This is a genomic window from Alphaproteobacteria bacterium (assembly GCA_016699735.1).
Classification (GTDB): domain Bacteria; phylum Pseudomonadota; class Alphaproteobacteria; order Micavibrionales; family Micavibrionaceae; genus JAGNKE01.
On record CP065008.1, the window covers coordinates 750,231 to 773,648 of the forward strand.

Annotated in this window: 23 protein-coding genes, 2 tRNA genes and 1 riboswitch; of the genes, 9 read left to right on the plus strand and 16 right to left on the minus strand. The window is 52.5% G+C overall.

Going from position 1 to position 23,418, the window contains the following annotated elements:
- Positions 1 to 59 precede the first annotated feature (59 nt).
- The 4 genes from IPN28_03660 (at position 60) to IPN28_03675 (ending at position 2,665) form a co-directional block, all read left to right on the plus strand.
- Positions 60 to 848, plus strand: a complete 789-nt coding sequence (locus IPN28_03660) for an SIMPL domain-containing protein (protein ID QQS57927.1) — start codon at positions 60 to 62, stop codon at positions 846 to 848.
- A gap of 72 nt (positions 849 to 920) precedes the next feature.
- Positions 921 to 1,688: an SIMPL domain-containing protein gene (locus tag IPN28_03665; GenBank protein QQS57928.1), complete on the plus strand. Its 768-nt coding sequence runs from the start codon at positions 921 to 923 to the stop codon at positions 1,686 to 1,688.
- A 55-nt stretch (positions 1,689 to 1,743) separates the two neighbouring features.
- Positions 1,744 to 2,121, plus strand: a complete 378-nt coding sequence (locus IPN28_03670; GenBank protein ID QQS57929.1) for a hypothetical protein — start codon at positions 1,744 to 1,746, stop codon at positions 2,119 to 2,121.
- Positions 2,122 to 2,194: 73 nt separating this feature from the next.
- Positions 2,195 to 2,665 carry a hypothetical protein gene (locus IPN28_03675; GenBank protein QQS57930.1) on the plus strand — a complete coding sequence of 157 codons (471 nt, stop codon included), beginning with the start codon at positions 2,195 to 2,197 and terminating at the stop codon, positions 2,663 to 2,665.
- 5 nt (positions 2,666 to 2,670) lie between these two features.
- On the opposite strand, the gene dmeF is transcribed toward IPN28_03675, so the two are convergent.
- Complete coding sequence (gene dmeF, locus IPN28_03680) at positions 2,671 to 3,666, minus strand: CDF family Co(II)/Ni(II) efflux transporter DmeF (GenBank protein ID QQS57931.1); 996 nt, start codon at positions 3,664 to 3,666, stop codon at positions 2,671 to 2,673.
- A gap of 62 nt (positions 3,667 to 3,728) precedes the next feature.
- Positions 3,729 to 3,803 (minus strand) — tRNA-Trp (locus tag IPN28_03685).
- A 175-nt stretch (positions 3,804 to 3,978) separates the two neighbouring features.
- Here IPN28_03685 and IPN28_03690 point away from each other — a divergent pair.
- The 3 genes from IPN28_03690 (at position 3,979) to IPN28_03700 (ending at position 8,333) form a co-directional block, all read left to right on the plus strand.
- Positions 3,979 to 4,052 (plus strand) — tRNA-Gly (locus IPN28_03690).
- A gap of 129 nt (positions 4,053 to 4,181) precedes the next feature.
- On the plus strand, positions 4,182 to 5,708 hold the full coding sequence (locus IPN28_03695) for a site-specific DNA-methyltransferase (GenBank protein QQS57932.1): 1,527 nt from the start codon (positions 4,182 to 4,184) through the stop codon (positions 5,706 to 5,708).
- A 9-nt stretch (positions 5,709 to 5,717) separates the two neighbouring features.
- Complete coding sequence (locus IPN28_03700; protein ID QQS57933.1) at positions 5,718 to 8,333, plus strand: DEAD/DEAH box helicase family protein; 2,616 nt, start codon at positions 5,718 to 5,720, stop codon at positions 8,331 to 8,333.
- Between the two features lie 105 nt (positions 8,334 to 8,438).
- Here the strand turns inward: IPN28_03700 and IPN28_03705 are convergent, their stop codons facing one another.
- Genes IPN28_03705 through moaA form a run of 7 tightly spaced genes read right to left on the minus strand, consistent with a single transcriptional unit; the run spans position 8,439 to position 12,826 of the window.
- Entirely contained in the window at positions 8,439 to 9,245 is an 807-nt protein-coding gene (locus IPN28_03705) for a sulfite exporter TauE/SafE family protein (protein QQS57934.1), read from the minus strand.
- Positions 9,211 to 9,561, minus strand: coding sequence for a hypothetical protein (locus tag IPN28_03710; GenBank protein ID QQS57935.1), 351 nt, complete (start codon positions 9,559 to 9,561; stop codon positions 9,211 to 9,213). Before IPN28_03710 ends, IPN28_03705 begins: the two co-directional genes overlap by 35 nt.
- A 3-nt stretch (positions 9,562 to 9,564) precedes the next feature.
- Entirely contained in the window at positions 9,565 to 10,083 is a 519-nt protein-coding gene (locus tag IPN28_03715) for a molybdenum cofactor guanylyltransferase (GenBank protein ID QQS57936.1), read from the minus strand.
- Positions 10,076 to 10,561: a molybdenum cofactor biosynthesis protein MoaE gene (locus IPN28_03720; GenBank protein ID QQS57937.1), complete on the minus strand. Its 486-nt coding sequence runs from the start codon at positions 10,559 to 10,561 to the stop codon at positions 10,076 to 10,078. Before IPN28_03720 ends, IPN28_03715 begins: the two co-directional genes overlap by 8 nt.
- A gap of 5 nt (positions 10,562 to 10,566) precedes the next feature.
- The gene (locus tag IPN28_03725) at positions 10,567 to 10,809 is read right to left on the minus strand and encodes a MoaD/ThiS family protein (GenBank protein ID QQS57938.1); all 243 of its coding nucleotides are present in this window, start codon (positions 10,807 to 10,809) and stop codon (positions 10,567 to 10,569) included.
- Positions 10,806 to 11,837: a bifunctional molybdenum cofactor biosynthesis protein MoaC/MoaB gene (locus IPN28_03730; GenBank protein QQS57939.1), complete on the minus strand. Its 1,032-nt coding sequence runs from the start codon at positions 11,835 to 11,837 to the stop codon at positions 10,806 to 10,808. Before IPN28_03730 ends, IPN28_03725 begins: the two co-directional genes overlap by 4 nt.
- A gap of 14 nt (positions 11,838 to 11,851) precedes the next feature.
- The gene (moaA, locus tag IPN28_03735) at positions 11,852 to 12,826 is read right to left on the minus strand and encodes a GTP 3',8-cyclase MoaA (protein ID QQS58525.1); all 975 of its coding nucleotides are present in this window, start codon (positions 12,824 to 12,826) and stop codon (positions 11,852 to 11,854) included.
- 6 nt (positions 12,827 to 12,832) lie between these two features.
- Positions 12,833 to 12,953, minus strand: a riboswitch (molybdenum cofactor riboswitch).
- Between the two features lie 181 nt (positions 12,954 to 13,134).
- On the opposite strand from moaA, the gene IPN28_03740 reads away from it, so the two are divergent.
- Both IPN28_03740 and IPN28_03745 read left to right on the plus strand, forming a co-directional pair.
- The gene (locus tag IPN28_03740; protein ID QQS57940.1) at positions 13,135 to 13,785 is read left to right on the plus strand and encodes a Crp/Fnr family transcriptional regulator; all 651 of its coding nucleotides are present in this window, start codon (positions 13,135 to 13,137) and stop codon (positions 13,783 to 13,785) included.
- 131 nt (positions 13,786 to 13,916) lie between these two features.
- On the plus strand, positions 13,917 to 14,483 hold the full coding sequence (locus IPN28_03745; GenBank protein ID QQS57941.1) for a hypothetical protein: 567 nt from the start codon (positions 13,917 to 13,919) through the stop codon (positions 14,481 to 14,483).
- Here IPN28_03745 and IPN28_03750 read toward each other — a convergent pair.
- The 7 genes from IPN28_03750 to IPN28_03780 all read right to left on the minus strand — a co-directional run bounded on the left by IPN28_03750 (position 14,409) and on the right by IPN28_03780 (position 23,403).
- Positions 14,409 to 15,515 carry an NnrS family protein gene (locus tag IPN28_03750; protein ID QQS58526.1) on the minus strand — a complete coding sequence of 369 codons (1,107 nt, stop codon included), beginning with the start codon at positions 15,513 to 15,515 and terminating at the stop codon, positions 14,409 to 14,411. The two genes, IPN28_03745 and IPN28_03750, sit on opposite strands and share 75 nt — an antisense overlap.
- Positions 15,516 to 15,659: 144 nt before the next feature.
- Entirely contained in the window at positions 15,660 to 16,448 is a 789-nt protein-coding gene (locus tag IPN28_03755) for a peptidylprolyl isomerase (protein ID QQS57942.1), read from the minus strand.
- An 11-nt stretch (positions 16,449 to 16,459) separates the two neighbouring features.
- A complete protein-coding gene (gene narI / locus IPN28_03760; protein ID QQS57943.1) occupies positions 16,460 to 17,146 on the minus strand; it encodes a respiratory nitrate reductase subunit gamma in 687 nt (228 codons plus the stop codon).
- Positions 17,147 to 17,148: 2 nt separating this feature from the next.
- A complete protein-coding gene (narJ, locus tag IPN28_03765; GenBank protein ID QQS57944.1) occupies positions 17,149 to 17,820 on the minus strand; it encodes a nitrate reductase molybdenum cofactor assembly chaperone in 672 nt (223 codons plus the stop codon).
- Positions 17,821 to 17,866: 46 nt separating this feature from the next.
- Positions 17,867 to 18,022, minus strand: coding sequence for a hypothetical protein (locus IPN28_03770; GenBank protein ID QQS57945.1), 156 nt, complete (start codon positions 18,020 to 18,022; stop codon positions 17,867 to 17,869).
- Positions 18,023 to 18,043: 21 nt separating this feature from the next.
- Positions 18,044 to 19,675, minus strand: coding sequence for a nitrate reductase subunit beta (gene narH / locus IPN28_03775; GenBank protein ID QQS57946.1), 1,632 nt, complete (start codon positions 19,673 to 19,675; stop codon positions 18,044 to 18,046).
- The gene (locus IPN28_03780) at positions 19,675 to 23,403 is read right to left on the minus strand and encodes a nitrate reductase subunit alpha (protein ID QQS57947.1); all 3,729 of its coding nucleotides are present in this window, start codon (positions 23,401 to 23,403) and stop codon (positions 19,675 to 19,677) included. Before IPN28_03780 ends, narH begins: the two co-directional genes overlap by 1 nt.
- Positions 23,404 to 23,418: the final 15 nt, after the last annotated feature.

Consider the following 23,418-nt stretch of genomic DNA (forward strand, 5'->3'; position numbering starts at 1 on the left):
TGTCGGCAACCGCAGAATCCTCTAGGGTCTGGAAACACGCTTTTTCTGGAGGATATCTCATGCGCTCATTTCTCGCCGTTATGACGGTTCTTTTTTTGGGGTTCTGGACCAACCCGGCCTCAGCGCAGGGTGTTCCTGTGAATACCATCGGCGCCCGCACCATCAACGTCAGCGGCGAAGCCGAAATCCGCGTCGTCCCCGATCAGGTGTTGATTTCCCTGACCGCTGAGAGCCGCGGCCCCGACCTCAGCGCCACTCAGAAGAAAAACGACGAGGCGGTGAAGGGGCTGGTCTCTTACGTAACGGAAACCTTAGGGCTGAAAAGGGAACACATCCAGACCGACTACACCACCGTGAGCCCCACCTACCGCTCCTGCAATTACGAGGATGAAATGAGCGGCCGCTGCAACCCTCTGGACATCGTCTATTACAGCGTCCGTAAGGGCATCCAGATAAGGCTGAATGACCTCTCCCGTTACGAGGAATTGGTTGCAAAAGCCCTGCAGATGGGCGTAACACACATCGACAACATCCAGTTTATCACCACCGAACTCCGCAAGCACCGCGATTCCGCCCGAGTGCAGGCAGCAAAAGCGGCCAAGGAAAAGGCCGAAGCCATCGCCGCGGTACTGGGGGTAAAGATAGGAAAGCCCGTGTCCGTCAACACCCAGAATTTCTCCTCTTTTTACTGGCACGGCTACGGCGGCGGACCTCGCGCTTATAACCAGATGACCCAGAACGTTATTCAAGAGGCCGCACCGCCAGCAGGCGGTGAAGGGGAGGGCGCACTGGCCCTCGGCCAGATCAACATCACCGCCTCGGTGCAGGTGACGTTTGAGATTGAATAAATTCCCAATGATTTGCAAAATCCACTGCGGGAGATTACGTTTTCCGTGTAAAGCGTTTTGGAGAAAAAATGCATGAAAAAGCTAGTGCTCATCATCTGCCTGTCAGGATTTTTCTCTTTTACTGCGAATGCCCTAGAAAAAATTGATAATGAAAAGGAGCAACGCACGCTAAGCGTCTCGGGCGATGCAACGGTTTTGGTCGCCCCAGATCAGGTTGTCATTTCTTTAACAGCCGAAAAACGGGGATTGAATGTTCTGGAGATACACAAAAAAAATGACGAAAGCGTGAAAGCACTTAAAACCTTCCTCACACAGGAGAAAAAGGTAAAAAGCGAGCACATCCAAACGAACTATATAACCGTTCAACCCGTATACAAAAAATGCGGTTTCGAGCTGATCAGGCTTGGCAAATGCGACTCGGAGCAAATTGAGTATTACAGCCTATCAAGAACCATGAAAATCATTCTCGACGACCCTACAGCGTTTGAAAGCGTGATATTCAAGTGTCTTGAACTGGGACTGAGCCGAATTGACAGTGTCGAATTTCTGAGCACTGATTTTAGAAAATACAGGGATCAGGCGCGCGGCATGGCCATGAAGGCGGCACAGGAAAAGGCCCTTTCGCTTGCCGAGCCCTTGGGCATGAAAGTCCTTAAGCCTTTGGAAATTAAGGCTGAGGATTCCTCAACCTCTCCATCTTGGAACAAACTCTATGTTGTCGCGTTTAATGTAAGGACTGAAGATGAAGATCCATCTGAATTAGGCCCTAAGATCCAAAGCGAAGGGTTCGGCCAGATCAACATCACCGCCTCGGTGCAGGTGACGTTTGAGATTGAATAAAATCCTCAGGATTTGCAAAAATTGCCTGAGGAGTTTAGATTCATTCTGAGGTGCCATGATGAAAAAATTTCCGGCCTTATCACTCCTTCTCAGCGCACTGATCGTTGCGGGCGCGGTTCTCTATCACGCCCAGACCCACCAGAGGTACCAGATCGCCAGCGCCGGAACGATTCCGGCGGTCTACCGGGTCGATACCCGCACGGGCGAGGTCTCCGTCTGCTCCCCCCTGGGAGGAGAGGCCGGGTGCCAGTCCATCGAGGGTTTACAGCAAAGCGTCCTGGCGACCACCGCCGGCCTGCAGGAACAGCTCAGCCAGTCGCAGGACCAGTTCATGCAAAGCGCGGAACAGATGGTCTCCGGTCTCATGGGCATCATGAACGTCATGAAGGAGGACAAAAAGAACCAGGAGGAATCACAACAAAACGCGGAATAGGAACGGATATCACAGAATTTGTCAGTTTTCGATAATATTGCTAAACTGGCCCAACAAGAATTACGGGTGAAGCGTGAAGAAGGATTTTTCGAAACCTTCGGGATTTGATATGCGAGACGGGGAGGAAATGCCTGTCGCCGCAGGCGTCTTTTGCGATATCACCGGCACCCTCATTTCCTACGATGAAAAATCCCCGGACATTCAGACCAATCATGACGTCGTAGCCTTCTTGCGCTATATCCGCGACGTGCGCCAGCGCTCGGTGACCCTCTGTTCGCGGGTACAGGAAAACGCCCTCACCCCCGCAGCTTTGCACGAGGAGTTCGGCTTTGTGGTCGGAAAGGCGATTTACCGCGCCCAGATCATGGAAGTCCTGATTGACAACAACCCGGACGAATATCTCCACGCCGAACATAAATTCGGCCCAGAGGCGCTCAAGGGCTTCGCCAGAATGACGCCGGAAAGACAGCATCAGCTCTACGCCCTCCTGACCGGGGATAAAAGTCCAGCGCCAACGCATCAACGGGCTGCTTTCGAACAGTAAGCCGTTTAACCTGAAGCAGTTCGGCACACCTCATCCGCGCAGGCATGAACTTCCACCGTCAGATGCCGGATGCCAAGTGCAGCGGGCAGAAGGCTTTTGTAATAATCCGGTTCCCGCGGGTCGTGGGTGACGATCCCGATAATCGCCGCATAAACCCCCGGCGCGATCAGCCAGACATGAAGATCGAAAATCTCGGTCTGACCGTCGGATTCAATCGCCTGCCGGACCGCATCATGAATCTCCTCCGGCGCCTGATAATCCAGCAGCCTGAGGCCCGTCTGCCGCAATAGGCTCCACGACCAGCGTAAAATCAGAACCGCCCCGACGAATCCCATGACGGGATCAAGCCACACCGCGCCGAAATACTTCCCGGCCAGCAGCGCAAAAATCGCCAGAACGGAGGTGAGCGCATCCGCCAGCACATGCAGGTAGGCCGACCGCAAATTTAGATCGTCATGGGAATGATCCTCGTGCGAATGATCATGGGTATGATCGTGCGGGTGGTGATGGTGGTGATCATGTTGATGACTATGACCACCGTCCGAGCCGATGTTCAAGATCAGAACCGACGCGGCATTCACGGCCAGCCCGACAACCGCCACGAGGATCGCCCAGTCGAAGACTATGGGCTGCGGGTAGAGCAAACGCTCCCCGCCCTCCCAGACCATCGTCACGGCAAACCCGCCCAGCAGGACCGCGCCCGTATAGCCGCCCAGCGCGTTGATCTTGCCCGTCCCGAACGTAAAGCGCGGATCGTTCGCGTATTTACGGGCATAGACATAGGCCAGCGCGTTGATCCCCAGAGCCGTAGCGTGCGACCCCATATGCAGCCCGTCGGCCAGCAGCGCGATGGACCCGAACTGGATCCCCGCCGCGATCTCGACAACCATAGTCACCACGGTAATAACCAAAACGATCAGGGTGCGCCGCTCCGCCTCCTGCTTCTGGTCGAGGCCAAAACTGTGCAGATGCCCGCAATGTTTATCAGGGTGGGTTTTCATGCCGTAACGGTAGAGAAATTGAACAAGGGGGAAAAGCGAAAAAACGCAAGAATACCGGAAACTGGCAGGGGCAGAGGGGATTGAACCCACGACCTACGGTTTTGGAGACCGCCGCTCTACCGCTGAGCTATACCCCTGTAAGGCCGCTTAAGGCCTCGCAGTCTTACGCATTTCTATCACAAATCTCAAGAGTTTTCTATTCTTGTGGAGCCAGCGGGTTTTTTAGGCGAACTTTCAATTCCTTGCCGCTGTAATCGGGTTCCTCTTGATTTTCCCGCGCAAAACCCTATAAGAATGATCTATCGGCCTTCCGCGGGTGTAGTTCAATGGTAGAACACTAGCCTTCCAAGCTAGATACGTGGGTTCGATTCCCATCACCCGCTCCATTTTTCCTTTTATCTACATTCCGGGCAACGGCCACCGTCAAACAAAGGCTCTAAGCCTCCCCTATTCCTTATTTATTTCAGCGTTTGAATGGGCTAGCGTAAAAAACGCTTTAGAGGGGGATCTGAGGAATGCCGATTCTGGACTGGCTGGATCGTGACCGGGACGTAAGGGCGGCGGAGTCCGTGCCCTACCGCCTGCTCGAAAGCGTGGAGAGCCTCTCCTGCGGCGACCCGGCCGCCCCGAATATGCTGATTCAGGGTGACAATCTGGAGGCGCTCAAAGCCCTGCTGCCCTACTATTCCGGGCAGGTAAAATGCATCTTCATCGACCCGCCCTATAACACGCGCAGCGCCTTCGAACATTACGACGACAATCTGGAACATTCCCAGTGGCTGTCCATGATGTATCCGCGCCTCGAACTGTTGCGGGAGCTGCTGTCCGAGGACGGCAGCATCTGGGTCACGATTGACGACAACGAAGTGCATTATCTCAAAGTGATAATGGACGAGATTTTTGGCAGAAAAAACTTTCTATCAAACTTTATCTGGAAGAAATCTTATGGTGGAGGAGCAAAAGCAAAGCACTTTGTTGGACTGCATGAGCATGTTTTGGGATATGCAAAAAATCTGGATACTTTTCCTGAGTTATTCCTACCCCCAGATGAAAGTGTTTTGAAATACTACAAGTTCACAGATGAAAAGTTAAATGAACGAGGGCCATACAGATTACAGCCATTAGCCACAAATAGTATGGATGAGCGCCCAAATCTTAGATATGCAATCATTGCAGATGATGGCTATGAAATATGGCCTCAAAAGCAATGGCAATGGTCACGTGAACGCGCACTCTCTGCACAGCAGAATAATGAGTTAGTGATTGTAAAAAAGAGCGGAAAATACACCGTTTCGTATAAACAATATCTTAAAGATAAAGATGGTGAAGAAAGGCGAACCAAGCCCAAGAGCATTATTGATGGGATTTATACGCAGCATGGCACAAAAGAGAGCGTTGAGCTTTTTGGACAAGAAGACAAGTTCTCATTTCCTAAACCAGAAAAGTTGATCTGGACTATTTTTGAGGCGTGTTCTGCGCCGAATGATCTTGTACTTGATTCCTTCCTAGGTTCTGGCACGACTGCTGCTGTGGCGCATAAAATGGGCCGCCGCTATATCGGCGTGGAAATGGGCGAACACGCCATCACCCACTGCCAGCCGCGTTTGAAAAAAGTGATCGAGGGTGAACAGGGCGGAATTTCAGAGGCGGTGGGCTGGACGGGCGGCGGCGGCTTCCGCTTCTATAAACTCGGCGCCCCGATTTTCGATGCGGAGGGGAATATCAACCCGGCAATACGCTTCCCGCATCTGGCCGCCCATATCTGGTTCTGCGAAACCAGGACCGCTTATGCGCCAGCCAAAAAGAAATCGCCCCTGCTCGGCGTCCATAACGGCACGGCCTATTACCTGCTCTATAACGGCATTCTGGGCGACAGGACCGTGAACGGCGGCAACGTCCTGACCCATCCGATCCTTAAATCCCTGCCACCGCATCACGGGCCGAAGGTGATCTACGGCGAAACCTCGCGCCTGTCGCCCGAACGCCTGCGGAGCCTGAAGATCGTCTTCAAACAGACCCCCTATGATGTGAAAGCGCGATAGGAACCGGCCATGAGCAACGTGCAGTTAAAAAACTACCAGATCAAAACGCTTGAGACGCTCAAGGCGTACCTGACCACGGCGCGTTTCAGAACCGCGAAGGATGCCTATGAAGGTATGGATAAGCCGGGTGTCGTCAATGTGCGCCCCTTCAGGCCGCTGCCCGATCTTGAAGATGTGCCTTTCGTCTGTCTCCGCCTGCCCACCGGCGGCGGCAAAACGCTGCTCTCGGCGCATACCGTGCGGATTGCCGCAGAAGTGTATCTGGAGCGCGATTATCCGCTGGTCCTCTGGCTTGTGCCCAGTAACACGATCCGCCAGCAGACGCTGGAAACCCTCAAGACGCCGGGCAACCCGAATTACGAGAGCTTAAGAGCCGCCTTCGATGGGAACTTTATGGTTCTGGATATTACGGATTTCACCATGATCCGCCCCCACGATCTGGCCGGTAAGGCGGTTATCGTGGTCGGCACGGTGCAGACCATCAAGACCGAGGAAGCTAACACCGATTCCCGCAAGGTTTACGCGCATAACGAAAACCTTGAACCGCTCTTCTCAAAAATACCCGAAGGCTTTACGGGATACGACACGATCCGCGAGGGCCATCATCAGGGCAAAATCCGCTTTTCCTTCGTCAACCTGCTGCGGATGCACCGCCCTCTGGTTCTGGTCGATGAGGCGCATAACAATTCAACTACGCTGGGCCTTGAGCTTTTTAAACGGATCAACGCCGCGTGCGTGATCGAGTTCACAGCAACCCCGGCGAAAGACAGTAACCAGCTTCACAGCGTATCGGCTATGGACTTGAAAGCCGAGGAAATGATTAAGCTGCCGATCGTCCTGACGGAACACCAGACATGGGATGAGGCGGTGCGGGATAGCATCCTGACCCGCAAGCGTCTGGAGGAAAAATGCAAGGGCGAGGACGAATATATCCGCCCCATCATTCTCTTTCAGGCGGAAAACAGGGCGCAGGATATAACGTGGCAGGTGCTGAAACAGCACCTGATCGAAGTCGAGAATATACCGGAGCATAAAATTGCTGTCGTTACGGGGGATCAGCGGGAGCTGGACGGGATTAATCTGTTCGATCCGGCCTGCCCGATTGATTATGTAATTACCGTGCAGGCTCTGAAAGAGGGCTGGGATTGCTCCTTTGCGTATGTGTTCTGTTCCGTTGCTAATGTTCATTCCGCCAAGGATGTTGAGCAAATCCTGGGCCGCGTCTTGCGGATGCCTTACGCAAAAAGACGCAAGAATGAAGACCTGAACCGCGCTTATGCCCTTGTGTCGCAAACCTCATGGCCCAATGCGGTCAAGCTGTTGCATGACAGGCTGGTGGACAAGATGGGCTTCGAGGAGCAGGAGGTTGACGAAAGCATCGAAACGCGGCAGCCGAACCTCGATCTTGGCGGAGACCAGGACGGGCTTTTCCGCCAGCCCGATCCAGTTGTCCTGCATCTGCGCGAAGCGGCGGATTTGAACGATTTTGAGGAAGAGGATAGGAAAAGCCTGCAAATTGAGAACACACATGAGGGCGTGATCGCCACGGTCACAGGGGCAATCAGCCCCGCAGCGATAGAAAAACTGGTTAAAAAGGTTCAGCCGGAGATCAAGGCGACCGCCAAAGTGCAGTTGAGCATCCATCAGGCAGCCTTATGCCGCGCCGTAGCACCCGTTAATCGCGGCGAAAAGTTCATTATCCCGCAACTCTGCTTGCGGATTGACGGTGAACTGGAACTGCCCGAAGAAGGCACGTTCCTCTATGCCGGGGACTGGAAACTGACCGGGCCTGAAAATCTGACGGAAAGCGAGTTCAAGCTTCAATCCGATGGCAAAGCCTTTTCGATTGATATTGAAGATGGCCAAGTCAGGCACCACTTCGTGGCGAATACCGCGCAGATGAACCTCGACCTGGTGGATACGGGTTGGACTGTCAATGCGTTGGCCCAGTGGCTCGATAAACGCTTGCGACTACCGGACATATCGCAGCCGCAGATGCTGGAATATTCACGGCGCACCGTTGCATGGCTCGAGGAGGAGCGCAAAATCCCGCTTACGGCGCTGGTGCGGGGACGCTTCCTGCTCCAGAAAGTGCTGGAAGGCAAAATTAAGAAACACCGCAGCGAAGCCAAGAAGCGCGGCTATCAGACCCTGCTTTTTGGGCCTGAACCGAAGGTGGAGGTCTCCGGGGAACTTAACTTCTCGTTTGAACCGGATATTTACCATCCGCAAAGGCGTTATCAGGGTGCATTTCGCCCGGTGAAGCACTTTTACCCGGTCATTTCGGATATGAACGGCGAAGAAGCAGAGTGTGCCAAGGAAATAGAAATGCTGGGCGATAGAGTGAAATACTGGGTTCGCAATATCGAACGTGACCCTAAGGCTTTTCGTCTGCCGACATCAACGGATTTTTTCTACCCTGATTTTATTGTGATGCTCAATGACGGGCGCATTCTGGTAATCGAATACAAGGGCGAACAATATCGCGGCACACCGGATGTTCAAGAAAAACAAAATCTAGGTCAACTATGGGCCCAAAAATCTGGTAATCTTTTTGTTATGGCTTGGCAAAAAGAAAAAGGCCTGAATATTTACCAGCAATTAGATGATGTTCTCAGAAAATAAATTGACATAAATTATACTTTCCTTGCCTATGCCAACCTCTCATATACTTTCCGCATAAAAATGTTGTGTGATGTCTTGTTTTAAATAAGCCAGAAGTAAAGCCGATCAACTCCCGAACAAAAGCTTGAGTGAGACATACAGAATTAACAATCCCGTGACTCTTTGGATATAGGCCGGGCTAAGAATAGTACAGCTTAAACGCACCCCAACCTGCCCCCCGATTAACACCGCCAGAATGAGAACAGTGTAAGGCATACCAGCGCCGATAAACTCAAGGCTTTCGGTCTTGAACATCTGCCCGCACAAACCGGCCAGAGAATTCACGAGGATGAAAAAGGCGCAGCCGGCACTGATCTGCTGGGCTGTTCCCCATTTCATAATATACAGTGCGGGCGCCAGGAAGATCCCGCCGCCGATGCCGGTTAACCCGGCCAGAAAGCCGAGGCCCACACCCATGGTGGGGTACACAAAGGGATACGCCAGGGGCTTTTGAGTGTTATCAGCGTGATCGTCGTGTTTTTTCGGCCAGAGCATCCTGACCCCTGACGCCAAAAGCGCAACCCCCAGAAGGACACTAAAAAGTGTTTCAGGAATTTCGACTAAGCCGCCGATAAACGAAGCCGGAATTGAATAAAGCGTCAGGGGAAGCATCCGTTTAATGCTCAGGTGCTTATGACGGCTGAACTGCCAGACGCCCCCGGAAACGACGACGATATTACAGGCCAGCGAGACCAGAGGAATCACCCGGTAATCGGTTCCGTAAAGAACAAGAAGCGCATTATAGGTCGAACCTCCCCCAAAGCCCACGCTGGAATAGACGAGAGCGGTAGCAAGGAAGGCCGCGAACAGGAGGGGCACAGCACCACCGTTTGCGTCTTCATGGTTTACGCGGACGGCTGTCGCTGCGGACATCGACCTGAAGAATGATATCGATACCGTCTACATGCGCGAACAGCCCCTTCGCGTTTTTGCCCATGTCGGAGAGCTTCCTGATTTCCTCTGGAGTTGTACAAAGCATCAGACAGGACTCGGCCTTGTCGAGGATCAGTTTGAGCGGAGCCGTTTTAAAATCTTCGTAAAATTCATGCGGATCGGGGTCAATGACCATAGAAAAATGGGTTCGGCCTATAATAACCTTTTCTTCGATCACGCTACCCGACAGAAGCCCCTTCATTTCGTGCTCCGTAATCTTGAAGGTCACGGAAGACGCGCTGACTTTGACTTTCATAATTTACCTCATGGCCTGTTTCCACTCTTCAGGAGTGTTGATGTTTTTCATACAAAAAGAGAAATGTGGGGGCACCTTAAGGACGACGGCATCCTGAACCTCAAGCAAGGCACGGACAGAATCCCCGGTATATTTCTTGAAAGGCGGAATAAGATAAGCCGGGAGAGGAGAGCTTTCGAAATACGCGCTGATGTTTTGCTCGATCAAGTTGAGCAGAAAATCAGGCGTAAGAAACGGCATATCCACCGGGACAAACAGATAGCCCCGATAACCGGGAATAAGTTTCTGGATGCCGGACATCGCTTGTGCAGGGCCAAAGAAAGGCCGCGCATCGGGAATGCATGGGTATCCCTCAACAGTGCCGCTGACGAAAACATCACGAAGACCCGTTTGAAGAAGTATCTCAATCATATGCCGCACTAGCGGTTTTCCGTTAAATTCCATCAGCGCCTTGTTCTTCCCCATGCGGCGGGACTGCCCCCCAGCCAAAACAATACCAGCAATATCCGCAGTGTTACGCATGATTGACCAACCGGATTCTTTGAGTGAACATAGGGGCTGAGGTCTCTTCGTCGTGCAGGGAATGACCGGGCAGCCAAGTGCTTCGCCCGCTTTCATAGTGTTCCTGCTTCCAGATTGGAGCGCGCTTTTTGATTTCCTCAATCACGTAGCGGCAGGATTCAAAGGCTTCTAACCTGTGCGGAGAGCTGACGGCGATAACGAGGCTCTTCCCCCCTACGGGAAGTTCACCCTTGTAATGAACCACGACATACCGCGTTCCGGGCCAGAAACCTTCGGCTTCGCTGCAAATTTCTCGGAAAGCTTTCTCCGCCAGACCGTCATGAGCGTCATACGTGATGCCCGTTACAGATTGCCCCTGATGATGATTACGGACCGTCCCGATAAACAGATCGATCGCGCCATGGCCGTCATCGCGCACGAAATCGACCAACGGCGCCAGATCGATTGGATCAGAGGTAACGCGGACAAGGATAGTCATGGACACTAGCCTCCGCAAACCGGGGGAAGAAGAGACAGGTTGCAATCAGATTCGATCACAGAATCTCTGTTGATAATGGAGGTCTCTGTGGCAAGGGCGGAGGACTCGATCAGGGCTTTCTGATGATTGCCCAATGAGGAAATGAGCATATCCTTTAAATCACGAACGCTGACAGGTCCGGGGACATCGAAGGCAATATCCTGCCCGAATTGACGGAAAGTCCCGAAAAACTGGATGGTTACGATCATGATTGAACCTCAAATCCTTGCTTTTTGATCTTGTCGAGGGCATCGCCGATAAAAGGACTCAGGACGTCCCAGCATTCTTGCACGGCCTTGGGAGAACCGGGCAGCGCGATGACAAGAGTAGCCCCCACCATTCCCGCAGTCGTGCGGGACAGCCACGCGGTATCCGTAAAATAAAGGCTCTCGGAACGAAGGACATCGCCAAGCCCCTCAAGAACCCGGTCGCAAATGACGCACAAAGCGTCGGGCGTTACGTCTTTGGGGCCAGGCCCGGTGCCGCCGGAGGTCAGCAGGAGATCAGGCTTTTCCTTCTGGCAAATATTCAGGATCGAGGCAGATATATCGTCCTTCTGATCGGGTATAAGAGTCTGAGAAAGTAAATTTGCCCCGGCCTGTTCAAGTAAAACCTTCAGGATCGCTCCGGATTCATCCTTATAAGTCCCGGCCGAGGCCCGGTCGCTCATCACAAGGATCGAGGCGGATTTCCCCTTTAAAAAGTGCGGATCAGGCAGTTGTCCCACCAGCCAGTCGGGTATTCCCTCAGGGTTCACCCATGTGCCGCTTTTGCCGCCGGTTTTCACAAGCAGGCGGACACCCTCAATCAACAGGCTGGGATCTGTCCCCTTGGTCAGATCCCAGATGGTCAGAAGCGCCGCATTGACCCCGGCCAAGGCTTCCATCTCCACACCGGTTTTAGCGAAGGCGGCGGCTTGAGCATAGACAGTGACCGCATGATAATCTGCGTCCAGGTCACAGTGGATCGTCACCTGATCCAATGGCAGCGTATGGCACATGGGAATGAGATCGGGTGTCTTTTTGGCTCCAGCTATGCCTGCGGCTTCGGCAAGCGCGAGTACATTTCCCTTGGGAAGGCTCCCGGTCCTGATGGCGTTAAAAGCCTCGGCGTTCATGCGGATTGTTCCGCAGGCAACGGCCCTGCGCCGGGTTGGCCTTTTCCTTCCCACGTCGATCATCGTAAAGTTCGGCTTGTTGCTGACGGGAAAACTTATAATTTCGTTGCGCCTTTTCATGGTCTGTCTCTCTGTTATCCGCCGATGGAGGCTAGGTGGCGTGTCGATCCTGAGTGTCCTTCATGCAAAAAGTGCCCTGACTTTTTGAAGTTCATCAGTTTCAGGATTGTGTCCTTAAGCTCTTCCCGTTGTCCGTCGCATTGAAGCAGGGGTCTTAAAGGGAAGCCGCCTTCACCGAAAAGGCAGAGGTGAAGAGCGCCCTTGGCCGAAACCCGCAGGCGGTTGCAGCTTTTGCAAAAATCCTTGGAGTAAGGGGCGATCAGGCCAATGGAACCAAGGCTTTCCTTATGAACAAATTCAAGGGCCGGTCCTGAATCGTACCCACGGGGCCGGAGGGTCCAGCCCAGTTGAAGAAGACGTTCGGTCACGGCCGCGCCGGAAAGGTGATGATTTTGGAAGTAATCCCGATTATCGCCTGTTCGCATCAACTCGATAAATCTCAGGGAGATGGGCTTATCGGCGACAAATTGGACGAAAGTGTCTAGTTCCCTGTCATTGAAATTTTTCAGGAGCACGGTATTAACCTTAACGGAATCGTATCCAAGCTTGAGGCAGCTATCCAAGCCTTCGAGTATCTCTCTCAAACGGTCATGTCCCGTAATTTTTTCGAACTGTTCAGCGTTAAGGGAGTCGATGCTGATATTAATATGCCGCAGACCGGAATCGTAATAGGCCTTCGCTTTCTCCAGCAATTTATAACCGTTGGTCGTAAAGGCCAGCTTTCGGATACTTTCAATACCAGAAATATTTCTGGCGATATCAAGAAAATCCGGGCGGATCGTCGGCTCGCCGCCGGTCAAACGGATTTTCTGAACGCCCAATTCAGAAAAAGTCTGAACGAGCCTTAAGATTTCAATCCGCGATAAAAACATCTCGCAGCCGTTCTTGTGGTATCCGTCGGGAAGGCAGTAGCTGCAACGGAAGTTGCAGACATCCGTAACCGAGAGCCGCAAGTACGGGAAGCGCCGCCCGAAGGCATCCGCCAGCAATAAGGACCCAGACACAAAAATTCTCCTTTCCTATCGGGGAGGCCGGGGCGTTTCCACCGCGACCCCGGCTGAAAGGCCATATCCTTGAAGGGACTTAGGCGCAGACAGCTCGGAGCAGTTCACTCTCAAAACCCGGACATCATGGGGGAAGTAAGAAAAGGCTGACTTGATTTGAATCAAGTTAAAAAAATTATTGACCTGCTGGAATGCCAAATGATTACAAAGGTTTAGATTGAATTCATGTAGGAAGAGAAAAGATGATATTGGCCCAAACCATTAAAAGGACGGCACTATTTCATGCAGTTGATATGCCGACAATCGAAAGTCTGGCCAAGCAGTGCCACCAGAAAAACTACGAAAAGGGACGCGATCTCTTTGTGATGGGAGACCGTGCCGATTCATTTTTTATTATTCTGGGCGGATGGGTGAAGCTCTACCGCACCTCCAAGGAAGGAGAAGAAGTGATCATCCACGTTTTCGGCCCAGGAGAGTCCTTCGCCGAGGCTGCGGTATTCGGAGACAGCAGGATCTACCCTGTCAATGCCCAGGCTGTCGAAGACGTAACGGTGATTGAGATACCACGAAGTATTTTTACTCATAAAATTGAAAAGGACAGCAGGTTCGCTCTGCAAATTTTAGGTGCTATCGCCGCCCGTCAACACTATCTGGTGCAGCAGCTTGAGCAGGTGACGACCCGCACAGCACCACAGAGGATAGGCGCATTCCTGATCCGCTTTTGCCAGAAGACCAAGCAGGGGCCGGGGGGCTGGACAGTAAGTTTGCCTTACGACAAATCAATTATATCGACAAGGCTCAATATCAAGCCGGAAACCTTTTCCCGTGCGCTGGCGAAACTGGAGCCATACGGCGTTGAGCTTCAGGGACGTGATATCGTGATCACGGATATGTATGAGTTGGCCGAATTTTGCGATGTGCCGATGGTAGAAATTCCCTGCTGATATGTTGCAAGGCAAAACAGTTATTTTTAGTAGTTATCATCTAGATGTGCTAAAATAACACAAAAATAATGAATCCTTTTTTTCAGTTGTATTTATTGCGACTGACAATCCTACAGAACAGGAGGTTTGTCATGACAACTTTATTTGAATCAGACATTACTTATGACTTTGATGATGGCCTTGGCCCGGTTCCCGCATATCGACATCCGAACGGCGGGGGATGGGTTTCTGAAACAGCACAGGTCGAGAAGACGGCAACGGTCGGCCCGCAAGCACGGGTTCATGGCTACGCAGTCATCAGGGACTTTGCTGTAATTAACGAAAGGGCGGACGTGTCGGGTTATTGCGTGGTCAAGGACTATGCCACAATCCGGGGCAATTCCGTTGTGAAGGGAACGTGCGAAATTTCCGGAAAGGCTGTAATCGCCGGGGAGGTTTTTCTGTCCGGCCACATTCGCATAGGAGGCAATACGGTCTTGGAGGGTAAAGGAGCATATTTCAGCGAGGTGGATTGTCTGGTCTGTCCGGCCCTTCTTGATGAAAATTATTTATCTACCCACGAAAACCCCTGTCTGGATTGTCTGGAAAAGCAAAAGCTGGCAACCAAAGAGCGCAATTTCAGATCAAGGCGTGTTCCCGTCTGGGCGCGGTTGAAAAAGAAACGGTCCGAAGGAAATAAGGTAGGCGACAAAGCATAAAGACCAAAGGGTTGCAGAGATCACGATCCAGAGTGTCGTTTCCGAGGGCAGGAGGATCGGGCCGAAGACCCGAATCACGGCAGCCAGTTGAATCAAGATGAATGAAAGGGTGGTCAGACGGCTGGCCCTTAAAACACGGCCTGTATGCCCCAGCGTGACACGGCAGATCATCCCCAAAATCATGGAGCCTATGCATCCGGCAGTAAGGGCATGGATCACGGCAGGTATGGAAAACAAACCAAATCCCGTCAGGGAAAGAAGCGCAAGTCCTATAACAAGCCAGAGGTATCCGGCATGAAGAATCCAGAGCAAAGGATCGCTGCCCGTCTTAAGAGTATGATAAAAGCGCATCCGCAAAAGATGAATCAACGCGGAAAGTGCGGCGGATAGCCCTAGAATAACCGTACCTTTGGCGAAAACAAGGCTGAGCGTGACAGCGAAGAGCGAGAGCAGGGCGGCTGCATCTATCCGGCCCTGATCCGTCTGGTAGGCTTCGATCCCCTTCCTTCGCAGGGCAGCGACGGTAAAGGAGGGAATGATTCTTCCTCCAATCAGGGAGACCATCATGATAATGATCATAAGTGCGGTGTGAAGTGCAGTCATATCCGTACTCAGGAGAAACCAGAGATCGCACCCGAACAGAAAACTGAGCAAAAGCAGAAAGATAAAGTTTCTTTTATTCCAGCTATGCAAAAGGGGAAGAGCAAGGGCGATGGCCAAGGCGGGTATAAACAAAACTTCCGCAACTATAATGAGACCTTCGGGCAGCCCAAGATCAAAGTTCATGACGATTCGACCCAGAAGCCAGAGCAAGGAAAGACCAGCGAGCCGGATTTGCCGGACGGGGGCGCCGCCGGTCCAGTTCGCAACTGCCGTGAGGAGGAATCCTGCGACGATGGCCATACTGAAACCATAAATCATTTCGTGTGCGTGCCAGGAGATCGCATCCAGAAAGACCAGCGGCGGGGTAACGTAACCCGCATAAAATCCTCCCCAGATCCCGATTGTAAGGACACCGTAAAGGGCGCCCATCAGAAAGAACGGACGGAAGCCTCTTCCCCAGAAGGGAATATCAAAGATTAAAAACACAGATCCCTCCGCAAAAAGCGTTTCAAACGGGAGCTTACCGGACTCAAAAGAATATCCCTTGATCTGAATCAAAGGATGAAATCAGCATCATTGAACGAGAGGCGATGTGGAGCCCTCCAAACGGAAGCCACTGATCTTAGCGCGACCGGCCAGAATCTGTACGTACTGCTGAAAGGCCTTGCGCCAGCTTTTTTCATGGAGATCCTTGGCAATCCATTCCGCGACATTTTCAAATGGCAACTGTTGCCCCTCGGCACGGGCATGAACCTTGATGATATGGTAGCCGACTTCCGTTCTGACCGGGTCGGCCGATATTTCACCCGCCTTCATGCCAAATAGCGCGGCCTCGAAGGCTGGCATGGTCTGGCTGCGGCTGATTTGCCCCAGCCTTCCCCCCTGAGCGGCGGAGGAGCAGGCCGATTCTTCCCGTGCAATGGTCTCAAACTGACTCGGTGAGGGTCTCAGTCTTTCAAGTGCAAACTGGGCCTTCAAAAAAGCGTTCGAGCGTGTCTCCTCATCGCCGGGGGGGGCCAGATAGAGGATATGGGAAGCTTCAAAGAGCGGGGAAGTGAAAAAGCGGCCTTTGTTATTGTTATAATAGCGCTTGCAGGTCTTTTTGTCCGCACACGGCACCTTGATTTCTTTTGCCAAAAGCTCGTCAATAACCGGATCAGGGTTCATGACGGCTTCCTCTCGGCCGCTTATGCCGAGCTCGGAGGCTCTTTGCAGTAAAAGCTCACGGATCACCAGAGCGCGCATAGCTTCATACTTGGCAGAAAAGAGGCTTTCCGCAGGATGGTACTGAACCTCGGTGCGGATATCATCGGGTGAAATCCTGATGCCGTTAACTTCAATGCCGGGAGCCAAAGAAACCATCGTCCACCGTTCTATGTTGCGCGTTTACGCACGATCTGATACGGGCGGGCCACATATCCGAGCGGAGCGCTCAAAGCATGGACAAGCCGCGTAAAGGGGAAAACCACCAGCAGGAAGAGGCCAAGCGTAATATGCATCTTAAAGACCAAGGCAACGTCCGTTAGGAACAGGTGGGCATTCCCCCTGAACGTGACGATATGTTGCGCCCAGTTCATGAATTTGACCATTTCATGCCCGTCGAGGTGGTGCATGGAAACCGGAATGGTCATGAGGCCTAGCAGGAGCTGAGCGAGAAGCAGGACAAGAACCGCAATGTCTGCAAACGAGCTGTTCTTGCGGATTCGGGGGTCGTAAAGCCGCCGATGTAAAAGAAGCAGCAGGCCAATCAGGCAGAAAATGCCAGCAATCCCTCCGGCGGTAATAGCCAGAACCTGCTTGGCGCCATGGGAGATGCCGATCGCATCAAAGGCCTGTATAGGAGTCAGAAGGCCGACCGCGTGTCCGGCAAAAATGACAAGGATACCCAGATGAAAAAGAACACTGCCCAGTATTAGCTGTTTGCGCCGCAGAAGCTGGCTGGATTTTGTGCGCCACGAATAAGGGTCGCGGTCAAAGCGCAGGACGCAGCCAAGCAGAAATATAAAAATCGCTATATAGGGGAAAATCTGAAAGAGAAAAAAATTCCAAAAGCCGCCCATGATTAAACCCTTTCATCGTCCTTGTAATTGTTAATCCGTGCAAGCATCTCCTCGGCTTTGGGGCAGCCGCTTTCCTGCCCCGTAGTCTGAGCCGTATTCTCGAACGCGAATTGCTCTTCCCATTCCCTGTCGATTTCTTGAGTGGTAAGGGCATTCCCGGCGGATTGGATCAGGTAAGCTTCGACCGCTTCGGGATCGGGTGACCGTGAAGCCGTTTCGGCCATAGCATCCATAATATGAGCGTAGAAGGAACCGCGGTTGCGTAAACGCTCGGCCAAGGATGAAAGGATATTAACAACGCTCCCCAGTGTTTGCGAAGCCTCGGCATGACCGAGGGTTGAAACATATTCGATAAACAAAGGCAGGTAATCCGGCGTTTCGGCCGTGTTTATGAACAAGTCCGCCTCTTCGTAGACGCGCAGCAGGTCGGCCAGAGCCTGCCCCCGGTCGCGGGAATCCCCGTGAATATGTTCAAATAGATGCAAGGAAAGGGAGGGCGTGCGGTCGAAAAGCGCAACGTACTCTTCCTGAAGATCCAAAAGATCCTTCGAGTGGAAATCGGCAAAAGCCGCATCCATCTTTTTCAGACTTGTGGAGGAAAGCCAGCCTTCGGATTTCAGAAACGATGAACACTCTCCTAGAACGGCCAGATGATCCTGAGTGGGGTAAGTCAAGAGAAATCCTAGTATTTTTAAAGTACGCATGACGCTCTCCAAAGGGCTAGTGCCGCCCGCCTCCACAGGAACCGCAGCATCCGCCGGACTCGTGGGGATTTTTAGGTTCCTTTTCGCTGGCGGCAGGATCCTGGACCAGATTTTCAGGCTTCTGCGGACTTTTATCCTGTGCTTTCAAACCAAGGGCTTTAAGAACATCCATAAGACTCTCCTTTGTTAAACTTTAACTACAACCGCCGCAGCTTCCACCGCCGCCGCAGCCACTTTTGACCGCCGAAGACTTTTCATAGAAGTCGCGCTCAAAAATCGTATTTACTCTGTTGCTTCTTGTGCTTCCGGCCTGTCCGCGGGATTGTTGGGGATGCTCAAAAAGGTCAATCGCGCTGTTGCTGTGCGACGAGCAACCGTTTCCGAACGAAAACCCGCATCCGCCGCTTTCCCCGTATGCATCCAGAGTTTCCTCCCGGTGACCAGTAGGAATGACGTAACGGTCTTCGTAATTGGCGATAGCCATGATTTTGTACATATCCTCTACCAGATCTGTGGTCAGACCGACTTCCTCAAGGACTCCGGCATCGGGCTTGCCCTCGAACATCTTGCTCCGCATATAATGGCGCATAGCCATCATGCGCTTAAGTCCCAGGCGAATTGGTGCTTCCTTCCCGCCCGTGAGCATATTCGCCAGATATTTGACTGGAATACGCATATCGTCTAAGTCCGGCATGATGCCATCGGACCGCGAAGGAATCTTGCCCTGCGCCGCCGCCGACTGGACCGGAGAGAGGGGCGGAATGTACCAGACCATCGGCAAAGTTCGGTATTCAGGATGAAGCGGGAAAGCCACTTTCCAGTCAATCGCCATCTTGTAAACAGGGGAGTTCTGGGCACCCTCGATCCAGTTATCCGGAATGCCGTCTTTCCTAGCCTGCTCGATGACCCTTGGATCGTGCGGGTTCAGGAAAATGCTGCACATCGCCTCATAGAGGTCTTCCTCTTTCACGCAACTGGCAGCCTCTTCGATACGGTCAGCATCATAGAGAATGACTCCCAGATAGCGGATCCGCCCGACACAGGTTTCCGAGCAGACCGTAGGATCGCCATTTTCAATGCGCGGGTAGCAGAAGGTGCATTTTTCCGCCTTTCCCGATTTCCAGTTGTAATAGATTTTTTTATATGGACAGCCCGAGATGCACATCCGCCATCCTCTACACTTGTCCTGATCGACCAGAACGATCCCGTCTTCCTCTCGTTTATAGATCGAACCGGAAGGGCAAGAGGCTACGCAGGTCGGGTTAAGGCAATGTTCGCACAGGCGCGGCAGATACATCATGAATGTATTCTCGAACTCACCGTACATCTCCTTTTCGATATCCTTGAAGTTATAGTCCTTCTTGCGGCGCTCAAACTCCGTTCCCAGTATTTCTTCCCAGTTCGGTCCCCAGTGAATTTTCTCCATCCGCTCTCCCGTCACCAGCGAACGAGGCCGAGCGGTAGGCATGGTTTTCATCTCCGGCGCTTTCTGAAGACGATCGTAATCGAACGTAAAAGGCTCATAATAATCGTCGATTTCGGGAAGATTGGGATTGCCGAAGATATTGGCTAAAATCCGCCAGCGGCTGCCCTGCTTGGGATGAATCTTGCCGTTAGCGTGGCGAGTCCAGCCGCCGTTCCATTTCTTCTGGTTTTCCCATTCCTTGGGATAGCCGATCCCCGGTTTGGTTTCGACGTTATTAAACCAGACATATTCCATGCCTTCGCGGGACGTCCATACGTTCTTGCAGGTGACCGAACAAGTATGGCAGCCTATACACTTGTCTAGGTTCAGAACCATGCCAATTTGTGCTCGTATTTTCATTATTCTGCCGCCTCCACTTGTCCTTCTCCGTCCATCCAGTCCACCCGGTCGATCTTGCGGACAATCACAAATTCATCGCGGTTGGAACCGACAGTGCCGTAATAATTAAACCCATAAGACAACTGGGCGTAGCCGCCGATCATATGTGTTGGCTTGACGGTTGTCCGGGTGACAGAGTTATGAATTCCACCGCGGGCGTTGGTGATCTTGCTGCCCGGGGTGTTCACGATTTTCTCCTGCGCGTGGTACATCAGCATCATGCCCTCGTTCACGCGCTGGGAAACAACAGCACGGGCGACAATGGCGCCGTTCGTATTGAAAACCTCCAGCCAGTCATTGTCCCTCACGCCAATTTTCCGTGCATCGACCTCGCTGACCCACACAATCGGGCCACCCCGCGAAAGGGTAAGCAGATGCAGATTGTCCGAGTAGGTGGAGTGAATGCCCCATTTTTGGTGTGGTGTTATGAAGTTGAGCAGGATCGTCGGCGATTCCTTGCCGTGCTTGTCCAGCATAGATTGAACAGTGCGCGTATTAATTGGCGGGCGATAGGACACCAGAGCCTCACCGAAATCAATCATCCACGGGTGATCCTGATAAAGCTGCTGACGGCCGGTCAAGGTTCTCCAAGGGATAAACTCATGAACATTCGTATATCCGGCGTTATAGCAGACATGTTCGGACTCAAGGCCGCTCCATGTGGGGGAGCTGATGATCTTGCGTGGCTGCGCCTGTATATCGCGGAAGCGGATTTTTTCCTCCTCCTTGGGCTTGGCCAGATGCGTATGATCGCGACCGGTAATTTTGCCAAGCGCCGCCCAAGCCTTAACAGCGACTTCGCCGTTTGTTTCCGGGGCAAGGCTAAGAACCGCTTCGCAGGCATCAATATCGGTTTCGATTTTAACGCGCCCTTGTTTTTCACCGTTGAGTTTTTTTAGGAAATCAACCTCATGCTGCGTATTCCAGCCAATACCTTTTCCCCCATTGCCCAATTTTTCCATCAGCGGACCAAGGGTCGTAAACCTCTCATAGGTCGCCGGGTAATCGCGCTCCACCACTTTCATGGTTGGTGCCGTTTTGCCCGGAATAAGTGGGCATTCACCCTTGCGCCACTCCTTAACATCGGGTTGAGAGAGTTCTCCAGCCGTATCGTGCTGTATAGGATTCAGGACAATCTCTTTTTCTACCCCCAGATGACCAACACAAAGCTCCGAGAATTTTTTGGCAAAACCTTTGTATATTTCCCAATCGGATCTGCTTTGCCAGACCGGATCAATGGCTTTTGAAAGCGGGTGGATGAAGGGGTGCATATCGGAGGTATTGAGATCGTTCTTCTCATACCAGCTAGCCGTCGGCAGCACTATGTCCGAATACATACAGGTTGTGGACATACGGAAATCAAGGGTAACAACGAGATCAAGTTTTCCCTCGGGAGCCTTGTCATGCCATACGACTTCCGATGAACGGCTTTTTCCTTCCGCTCCAAGATCCTTGCCCTGCACGCCATGCTGCGTACCAAGAAAATATTTTAGGAAATACTCATGTCCCTTCCCGCTGGAGCCTAGAAGGTTGGAGCGCCAGACAAAGAGGTTTCGCGGCCAGTTTTTTTGATCGTCCGGGTCTTCGACGGACATACGCAAATCACCCTTTCCCAGACGCTCGACAACGTAATCCACGGCATCGCGCCCTTTGCTTTCAGCCTCTTTTACGAGGCTTATAGAGTTTTCCTCAAGCTGAGGGAAGAAAGGCAGCCAACCCATTCTGGCGGATTTGACGTTGCAGTCCATCAGCGTCCCGGACCACTGCCCACGATCGGCCAAAGGCGAAAGAATTTCATCCAGTTCCAGAGTTTCATAACGCCACTGATCGGTATGGGCATAGAAAAAGGATGTGGAGTTCTGTTGACGCGGCGGACGGCTCCAGTCCAGCGCGAAGGCTAAAGGCGCCCAGCCCGTTTGGGGGCGCAGTTTTTCCTGACCCACATAGTGCGACCAACCGCCTCCGGATTGGCCGACACAGCCACAGAAGACCAGCATATTGATGCAGGCTCGGTAATTCATATCCATGTGATACCAATGGTTCATCGCTGCACCGATGATGATCATCGACTTGCCCTTGGTGATGTGTGCGTTCTGGGCAAAGGCCCGGGCGACATGAATCACCTTTTCGGCCGGAACGCCCGTAATGCTCTCCTGCCATTTAGGGGTATAGGGGATGTTATCTTCATAGCTTGCGGCAACGTGATCGCCGCCCAGACCTTTGCGCTCAATACCGTATTGCGCACAAAGAAGATCGAAGACGCAGGCAACGGCCACTTTCTGCCCGTTCAGGTCAAGGACGCGCACGGGAACATTGCGCCCCAGGACATCATCGTTGGCATTGGGCTCGAAATATCCTGTCTCATGTGTCTGTCCGCCAAAATAAGGGAACCCCACTTTGACGATATCATCATGCGCCCCTAAAAGAGTTTTGCGAGGGCGAATGGTTTTTCCTGTTCTCGAGTCTGCGGGGGAGATATTCCATTTCCCTTCCTCTCCCCAACGGAAGCCGATCGATCCCGTAGGCACGGTAATCTGATCCGTTTCCTCATCAAAGCAAACGGTTTTCCACTCGGGATTGTTTTTCTCGTTCAAATCACCCTTGAAATCGGATGCTCGTACCATACGCCCTGGCACAAAAAGGCCATCCCGCTGCTCAAGCTTGACCAAAAAGGGCATATCCGAGTAGGCACGGCAGTAATCATCGAAATATTCCGAAGGATTTTCGAGATGAAACTCCTTGAGAATGACATGCCCCATCGCCATGCCGAGTGCAGCGTCAGTGCCCTGACGAGGGTTCAACCAGATATCGCCAAACTTGGAGGCTTCGGAGTAGTCAGGCGTAATAGTGACGACCTGGGTTCCCTTATATCGGGCTTCGGTCATGAAGTGAGCATCGGGCGTCCGCGTCTGCGGCACATTTGATCCCCACATGATGATAAAGCCCGCATTATACCAGTCGGCGCTTTCGGGAACATCCGTCTGTTCGCCCCATGTTTGCGGGCTGGATGGGGGAAGGTCGCAATACCAGTCATAAAAACTCATGCAAACGCCGCCGAGAAGAGACAGGTAGCGCGAACCGGCAGCGTAGGAAATCATCGACATGGCGGGAATAGGAGAAAAACCGATGACACGGTCTGGCCCGTACTCCTTGATAGTGTGGATATTTGCGGCCGCGATGATCTCATTGACCTCATCCCACCCGGCCCGCACAAAGCCGCCAAGGCCGCGAACCAGCTGATAGGATTTTCTCTGGGCAGGATCCGCCTGAATGGCTGCCCATGCCTTGACGGGGTCGCTGCCGGATTTTTGTTTGGCGCTCCGCCAGAGTTCGAGTAACCGTTTGCGGACCATGGGATATTTCAGGCGGTTGGCCGAGTAGATGTACCAGCTATAGCTCGCGCCGCGCGAGCATCCGCGGGGTTCATGATTCGGGAGATCAGGTCGCGTACGGGGGTAATCGGTTTGCTGTGTTTCCCATGTAATCAGGCCGTTCTTGACGTAGATTTTCCAGGAGCACGACCCAGTGCAGTTGACACCGTGCGTGGAGCGGACCACTTTGTCGTGCGCCCAGCGGTCCCGGTAGGCTTTTTCCCATCCCCGGTTCTCATCGGTGGTAATCCCGTGGCCGTTTGAAAAAGGCTCACGTTTCTGGGAAAAGTAAGTAATCCGGTCTATGAAATAGCTCATGCTCTAAACTCCTGA